14 protein-coding genes and 1 pseudogene are annotated in these 16426 nt (G+C 67.7%); 7 read left to right on the top strand and 8 right to left on the bottom strand.

Annotated features, from left to right (window positions below; translation table 11 throughout):
• Positions 1–105 precede the first annotated feature (105 nt).
• Both lepB and IM689_RS03070 read right to left on the bottom strand, forming a co-directional pair.
• Positions 106–771, bottom strand: coding sequence for a signal peptidase I (gene lepB / locus IM689_RS03075; protein ID WP_193642816.1), 666 nt, complete (start codon positions 769–771; stop codon positions 106–108).
• A 224-nt stretch (positions 772–995) separates the two neighbouring features.
• A complete protein-coding gene (locus IM689_RS03070) occupies positions 996–1313 on the bottom strand; it encodes a rhodanese-like domain-containing protein (RefSeq protein ID WP_193642815.1) in 318 nt (105 codons plus the stop codon).
• Positions 1314–2330: 1017 nt separating this feature from the next.
• Between IM689_RS03070 and pdxY the strand changes: the two genes are divergently transcribed.
• On the top strand, positions 2331–3179 hold the full coding sequence (pdxY, locus tag IM689_RS03065; RefSeq protein WP_047311190.1) for a pyridoxal kinase PdxY: 849 nt from the start codon (positions 2331–2333) through the stop codon (positions 3177–3179).
• A gap of 50 nt (positions 3180–3229) precedes the next feature.
• On the opposite strand, the gene IM689_RS03060 is transcribed toward pdxY, so the two are convergent.
• Genes IM689_RS03060 through IM689_RS03045 form a run of 4 tightly spaced genes read right to left on the bottom strand, consistent with a single transcriptional unit; the run spans position 3230 to position 7864 of the window.
• Positions 3230–3868 carry a LutC/YkgG family protein gene (locus IM689_RS03060; protein ID WP_193642814.1) on the bottom strand — a complete coding sequence of 213 codons (639 nt, stop codon included), beginning with the start codon at positions 3866–3868 and terminating at the stop codon, positions 3230–3232.
• Positions 3865–5367 carry a LutB/LldF family L-lactate oxidation iron-sulfur protein gene (locus tag IM689_RS03055; RefSeq protein WP_193642813.1) on the bottom strand — a complete coding sequence of 501 codons (1503 nt, stop codon included), beginning with the start codon at positions 5365–5367 and terminating at the stop codon, positions 3865–3867. Before IM689_RS03055 ends, IM689_RS03060 begins: the two co-directional genes overlap by 4 nt.
• Positions 5364–6167 (bottom strand): (Fe-S)-binding protein, encoded by an 804-nt coding sequence (locus tag IM689_RS03050; protein WP_193642812.1) that lies wholly within the window; start codon positions 6165–6167, stop codon positions 5364–5366. Before IM689_RS03050 ends, IM689_RS03055 begins: the two co-directional genes overlap by 4 nt.
• A 20-nt stretch (positions 6168–6187) precedes the next feature.
• Positions 6188–7864, bottom strand: a complete 1677-nt coding sequence (locus tag IM689_RS03045; protein WP_193642811.1) for an L-lactate permease — start codon at positions 7862–7864, stop codon at positions 6188–6190.
• 221 nt (positions 7865–8085) lie between these two features.
• Here IM689_RS03045 and IM689_RS03040 point away from each other — a divergent pair, with 221 nt between their 5' ends.
• The 6 genes and pseudogenes from IM689_RS03040 to IM689_RS03015 all read left to right on the top strand — a co-directional run bounded on the left by IM689_RS03040 (position 8086) and on the right by IM689_RS03015 (position 12200).
• The gene (locus IM689_RS03040; RefSeq protein ID WP_193642810.1) at positions 8086–8808 is read left to right on the top strand and encodes a FadR/GntR family transcriptional regulator; all 723 of its coding nucleotides are present in this window, start codon (positions 8086–8088) and stop codon (positions 8806–8808) included.
• Positions 8809–8919: 111 nt separating this feature from the next.
• On the top strand, positions 8920–10161 hold the full coding sequence (locus IM689_RS03035) for an ATP-binding protein (RefSeq protein WP_193642809.1): 1242 nt from the start codon (positions 8920–8922) through the stop codon (positions 10159–10161).
• A 2-nt stretch (positions 10162–10163) separates the two neighbouring features.
• Positions 10164–10490: a hypothetical protein gene (locus IM689_RS03030; RefSeq protein ID WP_193642808.1), complete on the top strand. Its 327-nt coding sequence runs from the start codon at positions 10164–10166 to the stop codon at positions 10488–10490.
• Between the two features lie 209 nt (positions 10491–10699).
• A pseudogene (locus IM689_RS03025) lies at positions 10700–10939 on the top strand (amidohydrolase family protein); the annotation flags it as partial.
• Between the two features lie 133 nt (positions 10940–11072).
• The gene (locus tag IM689_RS03020) at positions 11073–11471 is read left to right on the top strand and encodes a nuclear transport factor 2 family protein (RefSeq protein ID WP_193642806.1); all 399 of its coding nucleotides are present in this window, start codon (positions 11073–11075) and stop codon (positions 11469–11471) included.
• Positions 11472–11660: 189 nt separating this feature from the next.
• Positions 11661–12200, top strand: coding sequence for an MFS transporter (locus IM689_RS03015; RefSeq protein WP_406565485.1), 540 nt, complete (start codon positions 11661–11663; stop codon positions 12198–12200).
• Between the two features lie 35 nt (positions 12201–12235).
• On the opposite strand, the gene IM689_RS03010 is transcribed toward IM689_RS03015, so the two are convergent.
• Positions 12236–13681, bottom strand: a complete 1446-nt coding sequence (locus tag IM689_RS03010; protein WP_193642804.1) for an APC family permease — start codon at positions 13679–13681, stop codon at positions 12236–12238.
• 288 nt (positions 13682–13969) lie between these two features.
• Positions 13970–16273 (bottom strand): ArnT family glycosyltransferase, encoded by a 2304-nt coding sequence (locus tag IM689_RS03005; protein ID WP_193642803.1) that lies wholly within the window; start codon positions 16271–16273, stop codon positions 13970–13972.
• Positions 16274–16426: the final 153 nt, after the last annotated feature.

Raw genomic sequence — 16426 nt, 5'->3', positions numbered from 1 at the left:
ACCCAGCCGAGCGCCTGCGTGATCTACTTCAAACCACGTGATCAATCAGGTGTTGCGAGGACCACGAGAATCCGCCCCTTCGGCACGAGGGGCATCGCTCAGGGCTTACTTGGCGGCAGGCACCTTGGCGAAGGCATCTTCCGCGTTGTGGCCACCGGAGGCGTTGCTGATCGGCCACACGACCGCCAGACCCTTGCCGGTGATGTCGGAGAGCGGCACGCTGCCGAGCTTGCCGGTGCCGTCGTCGTGGAAGCGGCTGTCGGCCGAGTCGCTGCGGTTGTCGCCCATGACCCAGACCTTGTTGTCGGGCACCGTGATGGAGAACTTCTCGGCGCACGGCTGCACGCCGGACTTGAGGTACGTCTCGGTGATCTCGACGCCGTTGACCTTGAGCTTGTTGCCCGAACCGTCGCACGAGACCTTGTCGCCGCCGACGCCGACGACGCGCTTGACGAGGTGGGAACCGCTCGCCGACAGGTGCGTCACCTCGGCGACCTTGCGGATCGCGCCGAAGACGGCGTTGCCGCTCGGCACCGGCTGCGTCCAGTCACCCGGATCCTTGAAGACGACGACGTCACCGCGCTTGACCTCGCCGAAACGCGGCGTGATCTTGTTGACGACGATGCGGTCGCCGATCTGCAGGGTGTTCTCCATCGACGCCGACGGGATGCGGAAGGGCTGCACGAGGAACGTCGTGATCAGTGCCCAGACGGCCCAAACGACCGCGACGAGGATGACGCGATCGCGCCAGAGCTTTGCTTTGCCTTCCATACGGGCCAGTATGCCGGTTCGGCCTGTGCGTTCCGTGGACGTCGGAGCGCGGCGCGCACCGACAATCGGTCCGTTTCGGCACCCTGGGTCGCTGGGCAGACTGTCCTGCCCCTGGGCCGTGTCTGCCTCGACCCCACCGCAGGGAACTCAGCCCAGCGCCCCTCGGGGACGCCGAACGGGCGGCAACCCTTCGTCAGGGTGCCGCCGCTCGGGGTGGTACGGGCTCAGATGATGGCTGCGTCGCCCGAGTCGGAGACGATCGTCTTGCCCTCGGCGTTCCACTGCTTCATGCCGCCCTCGACGTTGGCGACGGCGCGTCCCTGGCCGGTGAGCCACTCGACGGCGCGGCCGCTGCGGGCGCCGCTGCGGCACACGACCGGGAGGTCGCCGTCCACCTCGGGCAGCTCGTTCAGGCGGTTCGGCAGGTCACCGAGGGGGATGTGGACGGCGCGCGGCGCGTGACCGGCGTCGTACTCGTCCTGCTCGCGCACGTCGAGAACGACGGCGTCGTCAGCGATGTCCTTGGGGTTAACCGTGTTCATGCCCCCACTCTGCCATGTTCGCGCCGTCATCGGCAGGGGCGACCGCTGCGCAGAATTCACGCCCTGGGAGCGATGGTGGAGGTCTTCTTCGTGCGAGGCAAACTTCTTGCCAACTAAGTGGGCTTCTACAGATACCTTGGTTGCGTTGAGGAAGTGGGCTCAGAAAACGTGAAGGGATGGCGAGTCGTGGGAGTCTTGGGTGCGTTCATAGTCATGGTGGCGACTGCTATGTAGAGTCAATTGGATGTGGCTGAGATCTGGGCATGGCGGTGGGTGTCGAAAAAGATTGCGCCGGAGATGGTTGATCAAGCAATTCCCAAAGGCACAATGTTTTCCTGAGGGAGGGGTACAAAAATCAGATGGGCTCGCATGGATACCTGAAGATGTGAAAGTCAAGTTCGAGGAGCGTTCTGAGCGATCGGCTGCTTGGATGGTGTCACTGCTGGGGGGGGGGCACCTTGGTCTTCGCTTCCGAGGTCGAAAGTGCGCTCCCGCAGTGGGGTGTGTTTGTTGGACCGGCATGTCTGGTGGCAGCGCTCTGGGTGGGCGACCTATTTACCAAGTCAATTTCTCGGCCCGCAGAAGAGCGGTGCACTGAGGCGATCAAGGTAAAAATTCCAATCTACTATGCGCAGCGTAAAGAAGAGATGGAAAGTAAGAAGTTTGCTGCGCGAATCAAGAGGGGCGCGGTTCGGATTCTTCGGCCTGTGACCTCTGCTTTCAGGTTGTTTCGTCGGTTCGTGAGAGAGGGCTCTGCGAAGTAGTGCGCGCAAAAGTTCGTGGCCACGTGTAGTTCCGGTTCTCACGCGCGACCCGCCTCTGGGTGGCCACTGCGGCTTTGCGCTCGTCCGGGGGATCGCCAGCTGTTGATGACCAAGGTGGCCCGGGGTGCGGCCCTCCTGTCGTCTCGTAGTTTGTGGTGCTGGTTTGAAGGTGGCACCTTCCGGTCGTGGCTGATTACTGCCTGAGCCCCGTGGCGCGTCGTCGACGAACGGCTTCCGATTTAGGGTGGCGGACGTGAACATCCTGTCGATCCAGTCGTCGGTGGCCTACGGCCATGCCGGAAACTCATCCGCAGTCTTCCCGCTGCAGCGACTCGGGCACGAGGTGTGGCCGGTGTACACGGTGCACTTCTCCAACCACACGGGGTACGGCGAGTGGCGCGGCCCGGTGTTCGAACCGGAAACGGTGCGCGACGTCATCACCGGCATCGAGGAGCGCGGCGTCCTCGACCGCTGCGACGCGGTGCTCTCGGGCTACCAGGGTGGCGAGAAGGTCGGCGAGGTCATCCTCGACGCCGTTGCCCGCGTCAAGGCCGCCAACCCGAAGGCCCTCTACTGCGCCGACCCCGTCATGGGTGACGTCGGCCGGGGCTTCTACGTGCGCGAGGGCATCCCGGAGTTCATGCGCGACGTCGTCGTGCCGGCCGCAGACATCCTGACGCCCAATCAGTTCGAGCTCGAGTTCCTCGTCGGTCAGAGCGTCTCGAGCGTCGCCGACCTGCTCGCCGCCGCCGACGCGTTGCGTGCCAAGGGGCCGCAGGTCGTCCTCGTGACGTCGGTGCAGACCGACGAGACCCCGGCCGACTCCGTCCAGATGGCCGTCGTCGACGCCGAGGGTGCCTGGATCGTCACGACGCCGCTGCTGCCCATGTACGTCTCGGGCTCCGGCGACGCGACGGCCGCCATCTTCCTCGCGCGCTACATGACGTCCACGCCGGCCGAGGCACTCGCGGCCACGGCGTCGTCGATCTACGACGTCATGGAGCGCACGCACGCCGCAGGCTCGGGCGAGATCCTCCTCATCGAGGCGCAGGAGGCCATCGCGCACCCCGCGAGCGAGTTCGAAGTCACCCGGTTGCGCTGATTCTGTAGACGTTGCGCGTGCTATGTGACGCGCAACGTCTACAGAATCAGCTACTCCGTGACGATGACGTGCAGTGTCCTCGGGCCGTGCACGCCTTCGACACGGGAGAGCTCGATGTCGCTCGTCGCGCTCGGGCCGGAGATGAACGTCATCGGGCGACGTGACGTCGCTGCGTCTCCCAGGCGCGTGATCGCCTCGGGCACGTCGGAGACCACCTGATCCGCGGCAACGACGCAGACGTGGATGTCCGGCACCAGGGACACCGCACGCCGGCCCTGGTCGTCGGCGTGGTCGAGCACGATGGTGCCCGTCTCCGCGACGCCCACCGCGCACGCGGTGACCACAGCGTCGATCTCGTTGAGTTGCAGCGGTGTGAGAGCAGAATCCTCGATCACCTCGACGCCGTCGAGTTGCGTCAGCCACGCGTCGTCGAGCCCGGGCGGGCGGACGAGCGACGTCGCGCCGTAGTGGGCGAGCGCCGCAGCAACACGCGCCGGAACCTCGTCGGCCCCGCAGCGCTCGACGACGGCGCGGTAATCCTCGACGCGCTCGACGAAACGGTCGAGCACCGGCTCGTCCATCGCCGTCGGGGCTCCGTAGGTCCACTCGACCGGAGCCTCGTCGGCCGCGCCCGAGACGTCGGAGAGCGCCTCGCGCACCCGAGCCAACACGACGTCACGGCTGCTCATCGCTTGCCCCCTCGTTCGCGGGCCCACCAGTCGCGGAACGACTCGGTCGGCATCATCTTCACGTCACGCGCGTTCGTCCACCGCGACAGCGGCGGAGGCAGGGGCCCGAACGACTCCATACGCCGCCCGAGCAGCCGCCCCGCGAGCCCGGACGACTTCGTCGCCATCGACCAGCGACGGTGGTCGGCCATCATCCACGACGCACTCGCCATCACGGCGGCCTCGGCGTGCGGCATCGTGTCCTTCTTCTTCGCCTCGACGACGCGGTTGCGCTGGTGCACGAGCAGTTCCGCGAGCGGGATCTTGACGGGGCACACGTCGTTGCACGCGCCGCACAGGCTCGAGGCGAACGGTAGCGACCGGTCGATCGGGGACGAGGTGCCACGCAGCGCCGGCGTCAGGACAGCACCGATGGGGCCGGGGTAGACCGAGCCGTACGCGTTGCCGCCGACCTTCTCGTACACGGGGCAGACGTTGAGGCACGCCGAGCAGCGGATGCAGCGCAGCGCGTCGCGCCCGACCTCGTCGGCGAGGACGTCGGTGCGCCCGTTGTCGAGGAGGACGACGTGCATCTCCTGCGGGCCGTCGCCCTCGGCGGGGCCGCTCCACAGCGACGTGTACGGGTTCATCCGCTCCGCCGTCGAACTGCGCGGCAGGAGCTGGAGAAACACCTCGAGGTCGGCGAACGTCGGCAGGATCTTCTCGATGCCGACGATCGAGACGAGGGTGTCGGCGAGCGTCAGGCACATGCGCCCGTTGCCCTCCGACTCGACGACGGCGAGCGTGCCCGTCTCCGCGACGGCGAAGTTCGCGCCGCTGACGGCGACCTTGGCGCGCAGGAACTTCTCGCGCAGGTGCTCGCGCGCGGCGCCGGCGAGGTGAGCCGGTTCGGTGTCGAGATCGTCGGGAGCGGGCTTGCCGTAGCGGCCCATCTCCTCGAGGAAGATCTCGCGCACCTCGGCGCGGTTGCGGTGGATGGCCGGCACGAGGAAGTGCGTCGGGCGATCGTGACCCAGTTGCACGATGAGCTCGGCGAGGTCCGTCTCCCACGCCGCGATGCCTGCGTCCTCGAGGGCCTCGTTGAGTTCGATCTCCTGCGTGGCCATCGACTTGACCTTGACGACCTCACGGGGCGCGGCGACGGCGTCCTCGCGGGCGAGGCGCTCGTCGACGATCTCGCGGACGATGCGGTTCGCGTCGTCCGCGTCCGTCGCCCAGTGGACGTGGACACCGTTGCGCTGCAACGACTCCTCGAGTTGTAGGAGGTAGGTGTCGAGGTGACGCAGGGTGCGGTCCTTGATCTGCGCCCCGGCAACGCGCATCGCCTCCCAGTCGGCCTTCTCCGCGACGACGTTCGCGCGCTTGGTGCGGATCGTCGTCATGGCGTGATGGAGGTTCTTGCGCTGCACCGGATTCGCGAGCTGCACCGGCGCGGCCTTGGGGAACGGGGGTGAGTCGATGAGTTCGCCGGCGGGCGGCGCGGGCGTCAGACGGGTCATGACAGGGCTCCTTCCACGTCGGGTTCGGCGGCGGCGAAGTCTTCCTCGCTGTGCGCGAGCAGTTCGGCGAGGTGGATTCCTCGCACCTGCGATCGCTGACGTGACAGCATTCCCTGCACGTTCATGAGGCACGAGTTGTCGCCCATGACGACGTACTCGGCATCGGTGTCGGCGACGTGGCGGGCCTTGTCGGCCGTCATCGCCGTCGACACGTCCGGGTTCTTCACGCTGAACGTTCCACCGAACCCGCAGCAGCGCTCGGCGTCGGGCAGCGTGACGAGTTCGATGCCCTTCACGTTGCGCAGCAACTCGTACGGGCGATCCCCCACCTTCGTGATGCGCAACGAGTGGCACGTGGGGTGGTAGGTGACGCGGTGGGGGAAGTAGGCGCCCACGTCGGTGACACCGAGGACGTCGACGATGAGTTCCGTGAGGTCGTAGGTCTTCGCGGACGTCCGAGCGACGCGCGCCGCCAACTCGTCGTCACCCGAGCGTTCGGCGAGCATCGGGTGCTGGTCGCGGATGCTTCCCACGCACGAACCCGACGGGGCGACGATGTAGTCGTAGGGCTCGAAGGCGTCGAGGTACGTGCGGATGCTCGGCAGCGCCTCGTCGAAGTAGCCGGTGTTGGTGAACATCTGCCCACAGCACGTCTGCGCCGGAGGGAAGTCCACCTCGCATCCGAGCCGTTCGAGCAGCCGGACGACGGCCTTCGGCGTCTCGGGGAACATCACGTCGTTGACGCAGGTGGCGAAGAGGGCGACGCGTTTGCCCGCGCCGGGTAGGTCGTTCGTGGTCATCACGTCTCCTTGGTGGGAGGTCACGGGAGCATCCAGGAAAGAACCGGGGTCGATTGCAGGCCGACGATGAGACACAGCGCCGCGAGCATGCCGAGGCTCCACCAGATCACCTTACGGAGTATGGCCGACTCATGGCCGACGAGGCCCACCGCAGTGGCCGCGATCGTGAGGTTCTGCGGCGAGACGAGCTTGCCGACGACGCCGCCGGTCGTGTTCGCGGCGACGAGGAGCGTCGGGTCGATGCCGGCCTTCTGCGCGGCGGTCTGCTGGAGCGTCGCGAAGAGGGCGTTGGCGCTCGTGTCGGAGCCCGTGACGGCGGTGCCGAGCCAGCCGAGGATCGGCGAGAGGAAGGCGAACGCCGCGCCGGTTCCGGCGGCCCACGAGCCGATGGTGATCGTCTGGCCCGACTGGTTCATGACGTAGGCGAGCGCGAGCACGGCGGCGATCGTCAGGGCCGAGAAGCGCAGTTGGTGCAGCGTCTTGCCCATCTCCTTGACCACCTTGCCCGGTCCGACGCGGTAGACGGCGGCGACGACGATCATCGTCAGGATGAGCAGTGTGCCCGGGCTCGAGAGCCACTGGAACTTGTAGATCGTCGTGCCGGAGACCTTGCCTGCCGCGGTGAGGATGTGGCCGTCGAGGCCGGCCCAGTGGATCTTGAGGTCGGTGCTCGCGAGGAAGTCGCTGAGCGGCTTCACGAGCTTCGCCGCGGAGAAGACCGCGATGACGAGCAGGTAGGGGAAGAGCGCCATGAAGAGTCGGCCGGCGGTCATGCGCCCGACCGGCTCCGCGTTGGGAGCCTCGACGGTCTGCGCGTCGGCGGGGAGCTTCGCGCGCTCCTCCTCGCGCTCGGCGGTGAGGCGAGCCGTGGCCTCCGCGGTGCCCTTGGGCTTCCACACGCGAAGGAACGCGACGGCGGCGGCGAGGCCGACGAGCGAGGCGGCGATGTCGGTGAGTTCGACCGAGACGTACGACGCGCAGATCCACTGGGCAACCGCGAACGCGATGCCCGTGACGAGAGCGATGGGCCACGCGTCCCTGACGCCGCGGCGGCCGTCGGCGAGGATGAGGAGGAACAGCGGCACGAAGACGGCGATGACCGGCGTCTGGTGCCCGACGTAGGCGCCGATCTCCTGGTAGGGGATCTTCGTCAGGTCACCCGCGGTGATGATCGGGATGGCGATGGCGCCGAACGCGACGGGCGCCGTGTTGGCGACGAGGACGACCGTCGCGGCGCGCAGCGCGGAGAAGCCTGCGGCCACGAGCATGACGCCGGTGATGGCGACCGGAGCGCCGAACCCAGCGAGGGCCTCGAGCAGGCCGCCGAAGCAGAAGGCGATGAGCATGGCTTGGATGCGCGGGTCATCGCTGAGGATGTCGAAGACGGCCGCCAGATCCTTGAACCGGCCGCTGATGACGGTGACCTGGTAGAGCATGATCGCCGCGAAGACGATCCACACGATGGGGAAGAGGCCGTAGACGGCGCCCTGGCTCGCGGAGAGGAAGGCGAGCTTCGCGGGCATCCCGTACGCGGCGATAGCGACGACGAGCGCGACGGCCAGACCGGCGAGGCCCGCCTGGTAGGCCTTCCAGCGCAGCACGCCGAGCGTGAGGAAGACGGTGAGCAGGGGCAACGTCGCGACGAGCGCGGAGCCCCACAGCGACCCGAGGGGCGCGAGGTCAGGGGTGTAGCTCATGGGAGTTCAGCCGTTTCAGGAGGCGCCACGCAGGCGAGAGGGGCCTGCACTTATTGGTCAGACCATTTGACGAATGTAGAGGTGAATGTGATCTACGTCAATGCTTTGACCATTTTGAGTGTGTCGATGGGCGGTCTGTGCTCGCGCTCGCGGAGTGCCTCGACGACGGAGGTAATCGGTAAGTCGCCCTAGGATGTGGCGAACATCGAGGAGGGTGGCCCATGCCGAACAAGCCGAAGGCTTTCGACATCGTTCGGGCGCACATCGAGGAGCGCATCCTCGACGGGTCGCTCGACATCGGCGACACCCTGGCCGCCGAGCGTGAGCTCGCCACGGAGTTCGGTGTCTCGCGAGGTGCGGTCCGTGAGGCCATCCGGGCGCTCGAGGCGCAGGGCGTCGTCGAGTCGTCCGTGGGAGCCGGGGCCACCGGCGGAACGCGCATCATCCGGGCGCGAACGCGCGCCCTGACGCGGTTGTTGCGCCTGCACGTGGCGCTCGCGGGCGGGCGGCTGCGCGAGGTCGTCGAGTTGCGTGTGGCGTTGGAGCGTTCGAGCGCGACGCTGGCCGCGGCGTCCGTGACGCCAGAGGCGCTGGAGACGATGAGGACGTTGCTCGCAGAAATGCGCGGGGAGGGCGTCGACATCGAAACGTTCAACCGACTGGACACCGACTTTCACGTCGCCATCGCGCGGGCGGCCGACAACACCCTCGTCACGGACTTGACGATCGCCGTGCGCGAGTCGCTGCGCGCCCCGATCCTCGTCGCCGAACAAGGTTTGAGCAGTGGGGAGTACGCCGATTTCCGCGGCATGCTCTGCGAGCAGCACGAGGGTATCTTCGCCGCACTCGAAGCAGGTGACGGCGAGGACGCCGCGCAGCGCATCGAGACGCACATCCGTGCCGCCTACAGCGCGCTGCCGGCGATGAAGACCGCGTCTGAGTAGTCGCTTCGGCAATGGTCGACAGCCGGAGGATCGGAGCCGAGCAGACGAGTGGTTGCCGCCACGCCGCGCAAATCTCAATCTTCGCCTAGAGCGCGCAATACGGTGGTGGGCATGGATCCGATTCGTAACCCGTACGCGCCCGGCGCCGGCCAGCGTCCGCCCGAGCTGGCGGGACGTGAGGAGCAGATCAGCACGTTCGACGTCGTCGTCGCGCGCATCGCGAAGGGCCGCCCGGAGCGCTCGATCGTGCTCATCGGGCTGCGCGGCGTGGGCAAGACGGTACTGCTCAACACGCTGCGATCGGGTGCGGTGCGGGCGCATTGGGGCACCGGCAAGTTCGAGGCGCGCCCCGACCAGCGGCTGCGGCGGCCGCTCGCGAGTGCGCTGCACACCGCCGTGCGCGAACTCGGCCACCCGCAGGACGACGACGTCGACCACGTACTCGGCGTCATCAAGAGCTTCGCCCAGCGTGACGTCGACCCGAAGGCGAAGCTGCGCGACCGGTGGAACCCGGGCATCGACGCGCCCGCCGTCACCGGCCGGGCCGATTCGGGCGACATCGAGATCGACCTCGTCGAGTTGTTGACGGATGTCGGCGGCCTCGCGGCCGACGTGGGCAAGGGCGTCGCCATCTTCATCGACGAGATGCAGGATCTCGACCCCGAGGACGTGTCGGCGCTGTGCGCGGCGTGCCACGAGATGAGCCAGAGCTCGCTGCCGGTCATCGTCGTGGGGGCGGGGCTGCCGCACCTGCCGGCGGTGCTGTCGGCGTCGAAGTCGTACAGCGAGCGGCTGTTCCGGTACGCGCGTATCGACCGGCTGCCGAAGGAGGCGGCCTTCCGCGCGCTGCAGGGCCCGGCGCAGGAGGAGGACGCCGAGTTCGCCGACGACGCACTCGAGGCGATGTACGCCGCGACCGGTGGCTACCCCTACTTCATCCAGGCGTACGGCGCGTGCGTGTGGGATCTCGCACCGGGGTCACCGATCACGGCGGACGACGTGAAGGTGGCGTTGCCGGAGGCCGAGGCCGAACTCGCCGTCGGGTTCTTCGGCTCGCGCTACGAGCGTGCGACGCCGGGCGAGCGTGAGTACCTGCGCGCCATGGCCGACGCGGCAACGGCGATCGCGGAGGCCGCTGCGGCCGACGAGACGGGGGAGACGCCCGGGCTCGACGACATCGAGTCGGTGCCGACGTCGAAGGTGGCCGAGGTGTTGGGGCGCAAGCCGCAGTCGCTCTCTCCGGCGCGGGACTCGCTCATGAAGAAGGGCTTGGTCTATTCGGGCGAGCGCGGGCGCATCGCGTTCACCGTGCCCCACTTCGGGCGCTACCTGCGCAGCGTGGCGGCCGAGTAGCGGTGGACCTCACTTCGTTCAACGACCACGTTGGAGGCTCCTTCCGCGACGGCAAGGGGCGCACGTTCTCCGGGGTGACGACCCGACTCAAACGCCGTCAGGTCGACGAGTTGATCGCGCAGGGTGTTCCGCTGGTCCTCCATTGGTTCGGCGGTGGTCAGCTCGAGTGGCCCGAGGGTGACGGGGCCCGTGCGGCTTGGGCGGAACGTCGCGGGTCGTACGTGTCGCAACTTCCGGCGCGCCCGCCGAAGGATGTGCTGTGGACAGGTGGCGAAGCGATGACTGCGAACCGTGACGCGCGCGTCGTCCTCCTCGAAGGGCACTGCTGATCCGTCGGTTCGGTACGAGCGCGGTCCCACTCCTGCGTCATATCGCGCAAGTGGGGCAGATTTCGCCGCTGCGTTCCCCACTTTCGCGACGCTTCGCGCAAATGGGGAACGGTCTTCCGCGAGAGCTCGGAGCGGCCATGGCACGTCAAGGCTGACGGGCTACCCTCCTCGAGGACAACTACTCCGGGTGGGGCGCGTTCGAACGCTCACCGCACGAGTCGCTGCAGAAGATGTACTTCGACGCTGCCAACTTCTTCGAGCCCTCGCTGCGCCTGGCCGCCGAGGTGTACGGCCCGCAACAGGTGCTCGCTGGCTCGGACATCCCGTACTTCCAGGAGGAGAAGTACGTATGCGCGTTCAACTACATCCGCACGAGCAAGCTGACCGACGACGAGAAGGACGGCGTGCTCAGCGCCAACGCGAAGGCGCTGTACGGGCTGGACGACTGACGCCCTCGTCCCGGCCAGGCTGGATGGTGGGTTTGGCTGAAGATGGCAGCGATATCCGTCGCATCTTCAGCCAAACCCACCATCTCTGGGTGCTCGCAGTAGGGTCGAAGCCACCCGAACACCAGGAGTGAGCATGTCGTTCCGTGACGCAGTCGACGCCAAGGACATGGACGCGGTCGAGGCGATGCTCGCCGACGACGTCGTCTTCAAAAGCCCTGTCGCGCACAAGCCGTACGAGGGAAAGGCCATCACCAACGCCATCCTTCGTGCCGTCGCCGAGGTCTTCGAAGACCTCACCTACGTCCGGGAGATCCGCGACCCGAACGGCGTCAACGACGCGTTCATGTTCGAGGCCAAGGTGAACGGCCTCGACATCACCGGCTGCGACTTCCTCGTCTACAACGACGCCGGCAAGATCGTCGAGTTCATGGTGATGGTGCGGCCGCTGAAGGCCGCCCACGCCCTCGCGGAGCGCATGGGTGAGCGCTTCGGCCAGATCATGGAGGACGCGCAGCGCGCGCAACAGGCCTGACGCCCGGCGGGGCGCCTCGTCGCTTGACGCCGTCGGCGCCCATCGCTTGACGCAGTTCGGTGCACCTGACGCAGTCTGAGCACGCTCGAACTGCGTCAGGTGCACCGAAGTGCGTCAGGTGTGAAACCTGACGCAGCCGAGGCGTGGGCAGCTGCGGTGACGACTCGCGGGTAGTCCCTACCATCAGGCATCCGCCGTCGCCGAGGAGCCGCACGTGACCAGCACCCGCCGTCACCCCGCCTGGGGTGTCGCCTGCGTGACGGCTGGCTGACCGACCGCTACGACCCGGGCATTCTTCTCGCGATCTACTACGTCACGCGCGGCATCTCGCTCGTGTGCATCAACGGCTTGCTCGGCCCGAGCGTCGACATGCCCATGTGGGCGTTCGTCGTCTTCTACGGCCTCGACTGGACGGCGACGGTGCCGCCCACCGTCGAGTTGTGTCGTCGTCACTTCGGGCTGCACGCGTCCGGCGTCGTCTTCGGCTGGATCTACGCGTCGCACATGATCGGCGCCGGAATCGGCGCGAGCGTCTCGGGCGCGCTGCGCTCGGGAGGGGGGTCGTACGCGTCCGCGTGGCTCCTCACGGCGGGGCTGTGCCTCGTCGCCGGGGTGCTGCCGCTGACGATGAAACGCGGCCCCAAGACCCGCGACGACGACCAGATCGCCGTCCCCCCTCTGAGAAACGCATCAACGCCTCGCGAAGCGACGGCGCCCGCTCGACCATGAGGGTCGGGCGGGCGCCGTTGTCGTCGGGAGAGGGTTTACTCCTCGAGGTTCTCGATGTCGCTGAAGCGCGTCTTCTCGTGGTGGCGCGTGTGGACGAACCACGTGAACAGCGACAGCACGACGCCGATGGCGAGCAGGGCCGCGCCGATCTTGTACTGGATGTACTTCTCCGGGTCGCGCGCCCACGGGCCGGCGAGGAAGGCGCACAGCACCGCACCGAGGATCGGGATGACGGTGGGCGCACGGAAGGCCTCGGGGTGTGCCTTTTCCCGGCGCAGCACGAGGCACGCGATGTTGACGATGGTGAACACGATGAGCAGCAGCAGACCCGTCGTGCCGCCGAGTGCGCCGACGACCGGCGTGCCCTCCTGCATCGACACGTAGATGATGAGCGCCAGGGCGAGCGCCGTCGTGAAGAACACGGCCGCGTAGGGCGACTGGCGGCGCGACACCTTGCCGAGTGCCGGCGGGAGCACTTCCTGCTTCGCCAGGCCGTAGATGAGGCGGCTCGCCATCATCATGTTGATGAGTGCGGTGTTGGCGACGGCGAACACCGTGAGGAACGGGAAGACTGCGTCGACGGGGAAGCCGGGCATGCCGGTCTTGACGACCTCGAGCAGGATGCCGGTCTCGCCGTCGAAGTTCTGGATGTCCTTGATCGGCAGCACGAGCACGACCGACACGGCGACGAGCATGTAGATGAGCACGGCGATGCCGAGGCCCGTGAGCATGATGCGCGGGAAGACCTGACGCGGGTTCTCCGTCTCCTCGACCATGTTGACCGAGTCCTCGAAGCCCACCATCGAGAAGAACGCGATGGCGGTGGCGACGGTCGTCGCGGCGAACATGTTGCGGTCCGAGGACGACTCGAACGTCGTGAGCTGGCTGAAGTCGGCGCCCTTCGTGGCCATGGCGTAGAAGCCGATTCCGATGACGACGGCCAGTGCGAACAACTCGACGACGGTGAGCACGACGTTGAACTTCACGCTCTCGCCGACGCCGCGCAGGTTGATGAGCGCGAGCAGCACCATGAACGCGAGGGCGACGAGCATCGTGCCGAGGGCACCCGGGCCGTCGTCACCGCCGACGCCGAGACCGGTGAGGAGGTTCGCGGCGAGCAGGTTCGACGACGTCGCAGCGCTCGTGATGCCCGAGCAGACGACGGTGAACGCCACGATGAACGTGAGGAAGTGGATGCCGAACGCCTTGTGCGTATAGAGAGCAGCGCCGGCGGCTTGCGGGTACTTCGTCACGAGTTCGAGGTAGCTGAACGCCGTCAGGGTGGCGACGGTGAACGCGATGAGGAACGGCAGCCACGCCATGCCGCCCACTTCGCCCGCAATGTCGCCGGTGACGGCGTAGATGCCTGCGCCGAGAATGTCGCCGACGATGAACAGAAGCAGCAGCTTCGGGCTGAGGACCCGCTTGAGCTCGGTCTTCGGCTCGTGCGCCTCGGCTTGCGCCGCGTCCGTCGCAGCCATGATGTGTCCTCTCACCCCGTGATGCGTGTCACTCACACTGTCGCGTACGCAGCGGTAGAGCAACCCTGACATGCCGCCCCTTCGCGACTTTCACGAACGCCTTTCTGGGGCCGACCTATTTTGCACGCTGACGAACACCGTTGTGGGTGTTGGCGGCTCACGATTCCGGCAGAACGGTTCGGGTCATGAGGCTCGGCGGCTGCCAGCCGCAGCCGGTGCACTTGTGTGGATCTGGCCGCGATATCTCGCGGCCAGATCCACACAACGTACCCAGATAGGGGGAGAGGCTTACGACGTCGCCTTCGTCAGGTCGTACATCGTCACGCCACCGACGGTCGTCGCCGTGTAGTGCGCCTTGACCCAGGCCGTGATCTGCACGGCCGACCCGTTGCCACCCTGGTCACCGCCCATGCCGCCTCCGGCGATGAAGTACGTGATGTCGCCGTTCTTCACGTACTCCTGGAACTGCGCGAGCGTGACGTTGTTGTCGCTGCCGCTCCATCCGCCGATCGACATCACCGCGGTGTCCGAGGCGAGGATGTACCCGGCCGCACTCTGGTCACCGATGACCGCAGCGGACCACGTGGATGTCGTCGCGTCGAGCTTGGCGCTGAGGGCCGTGTTGCGCGTCGCGCTGCCCTGGCCGCCGGGAGCAGCCTGCATCGAACCGGACGTTGCCGATCCCGACGTTGCACCGCCCGACGACGCGGACCCGCTCCCGGGGGAGTTCGTCGAACCTGACGACGACTGGCCGTTCGTGCCGGACGCTCCCGGTGCGGCACCGTTTGGTGCCGACCCACCCGGGCTGCCGGACGGCGGCGTTCCCGTCGGCGGCTGCCCGCTCGGCGGCGTTCCGGTGGGTGCTTGCGCCGACGATGACGACGACGACCCGCCTGTCGTGCCGCCCTGTTGGGCGTTCTGCTGGGTGCCTTGCTGACCGCTCGGTCGAGTGCCGACCTGGCCGCCCGACGGGCCGCCACCCATGGGGCCGCCGCCCGCGCCGCCAGCCACAGCCGGGCCGGACGCCGGCATCGAGCCGGTGTGACCCTGGGTGATCGTCGCGAGCGTGTACGCCGTCGTTCCGCCCAGGCCACCGAGCACGCCGATGACGAGTCCGATCGTCGCGAAACGACGCACTCGCGCAGGGCGAGCACCGGCGACCACGAACGTCAGCGCCCCGATGACGGCGAGCACCAGCGACACCCACTTGAGCCACGGCATCCACGACGCAGCGTTCGTCGACAGCACCTGGAAGCTCCAGGCCGCCGTCACAACGACAGCCGCGGCGATGACGAGCCGCCACACGAACGAGTCGCGTCGGGCCCACGCCTCACGGCCACCGACGGCGACGCACGCCGCGATCGCCGGAGCGAGAGCCACCGCGTAGTACGAGTGGACGGTGCCCTGCATGAACGACAGGCACAGCACCGTGACGACGAGCCAGCCGCCCCAGAGGATGAGCGACGCGCGAACACGGTCGGTGCGCGGCGCCCGTCCTTGAGCGACGAAACCGGCGACGAGCAGCAGGAGAGCGGCCGGCAGCAACCATGAGATTTCACCGGCGAACTGGCTGTTGAACATGCGCAGGAGGCCTGCGGTGCCACCGAAGCCGCCTCCGCCACCACCTCCGCCGCCGTTGCCCGCGCCGCCGAGGATGCGGCCGAGGCCGTTGTAACCGAGGGCGAGCTCCCACAGCGAGTTGTTCGTCGAGCCGCCGATGTACGGGCGTGCCGATGCAGGCCACAGCGAGACGAGTGCGACGAGCCAGCCAGCTCCGACGACGACGCCGACGAGACCCACGACGAGGTGCGCGAGGCGCTGCTTGAGCGAGAACCGGGCCGCGACGAGGTAGGCCAGGCCGAGGCCGGGCAGCACGAGCAAGCCTTGGAGCATCTTGGTGAGGAACGCGAAGCCGATGAGCAGACCGGCCCCGAGCATCCACCGCAGGGCCACGCGTCCGCGTGTGGTCTCCACAGCGCGCACCACCGCGTAGGCGGCCGCCGTCATGAGGAGAACGAGCATCGCGTCGGGGTTGTCGAAGCGGAACATGAGGGCCGCAACCGGGGTCAGGGTGACGAGGAGCCCGGCGAACAGGCCGGCGGCGTGACCCGACCACCGACGCACCGCGCCGTACGTCAGCGCCACCGTGCCGACGCCCATGAGCGCCTGCGGCAGGAGGAGGGAGAAGCTCGAGAAGCCGAAGATCCGAGCCGACAGGCCCATGACCCACAGTGACGCCGGGGGCTTGTCGACCGTGATGGCGTTGCTCGCATCGAGCGACCCGAAGAGCCAGGCCTTCGCGTCCTGGGTCGCCGACTTCACTGCGGCGGCGTAGAACTCGTTGGCGTAGCCGGAGTTCGTCAGATCCCACAAGTACACGAACGCGGCGAACGCGAGCAGCGCGAAGAGCGCGGGACGCGCCCACGGCGGGTCGTCCTGCCTGCCGCGCAGGAGAGTGGCCGCGCGCCCACGGCTCGAGGTCTGGCCCGTGACGGCGTTCGTGCGTGACGCGCCGTCCGTCAGGTGTTTGTCATGAGGCGCGGTGTCGCTGCGTGATCGCCGCAGCAACCGCGCCGGGGTGGTCGTCGTCATCGCTGATCCTTGGGTCCGTTCGACGGCCGCCGAGTGCGACCGTGACGAGACCAAACTCCCGGCCCGCTCTTTGCGGGCCTCTGGGTGGCGCTGTGGGATTCCTGTGGGCGAATTCGTCCGAATCGTCCGCGGCCAGGAATCACCGAGCGCGGC

The organism is Dermacoccus barathri (genome assembly GCF_015070805.1).
GTDB lineage: Bacteria > Actinomycetota > Actinomycetes > Actinomycetales > Dermatophilaceae > Dermacoccus > Dermacoccus abyssi.
This window is presented reverse-complemented; position numbering and strand designations above follow the sequence as displayed.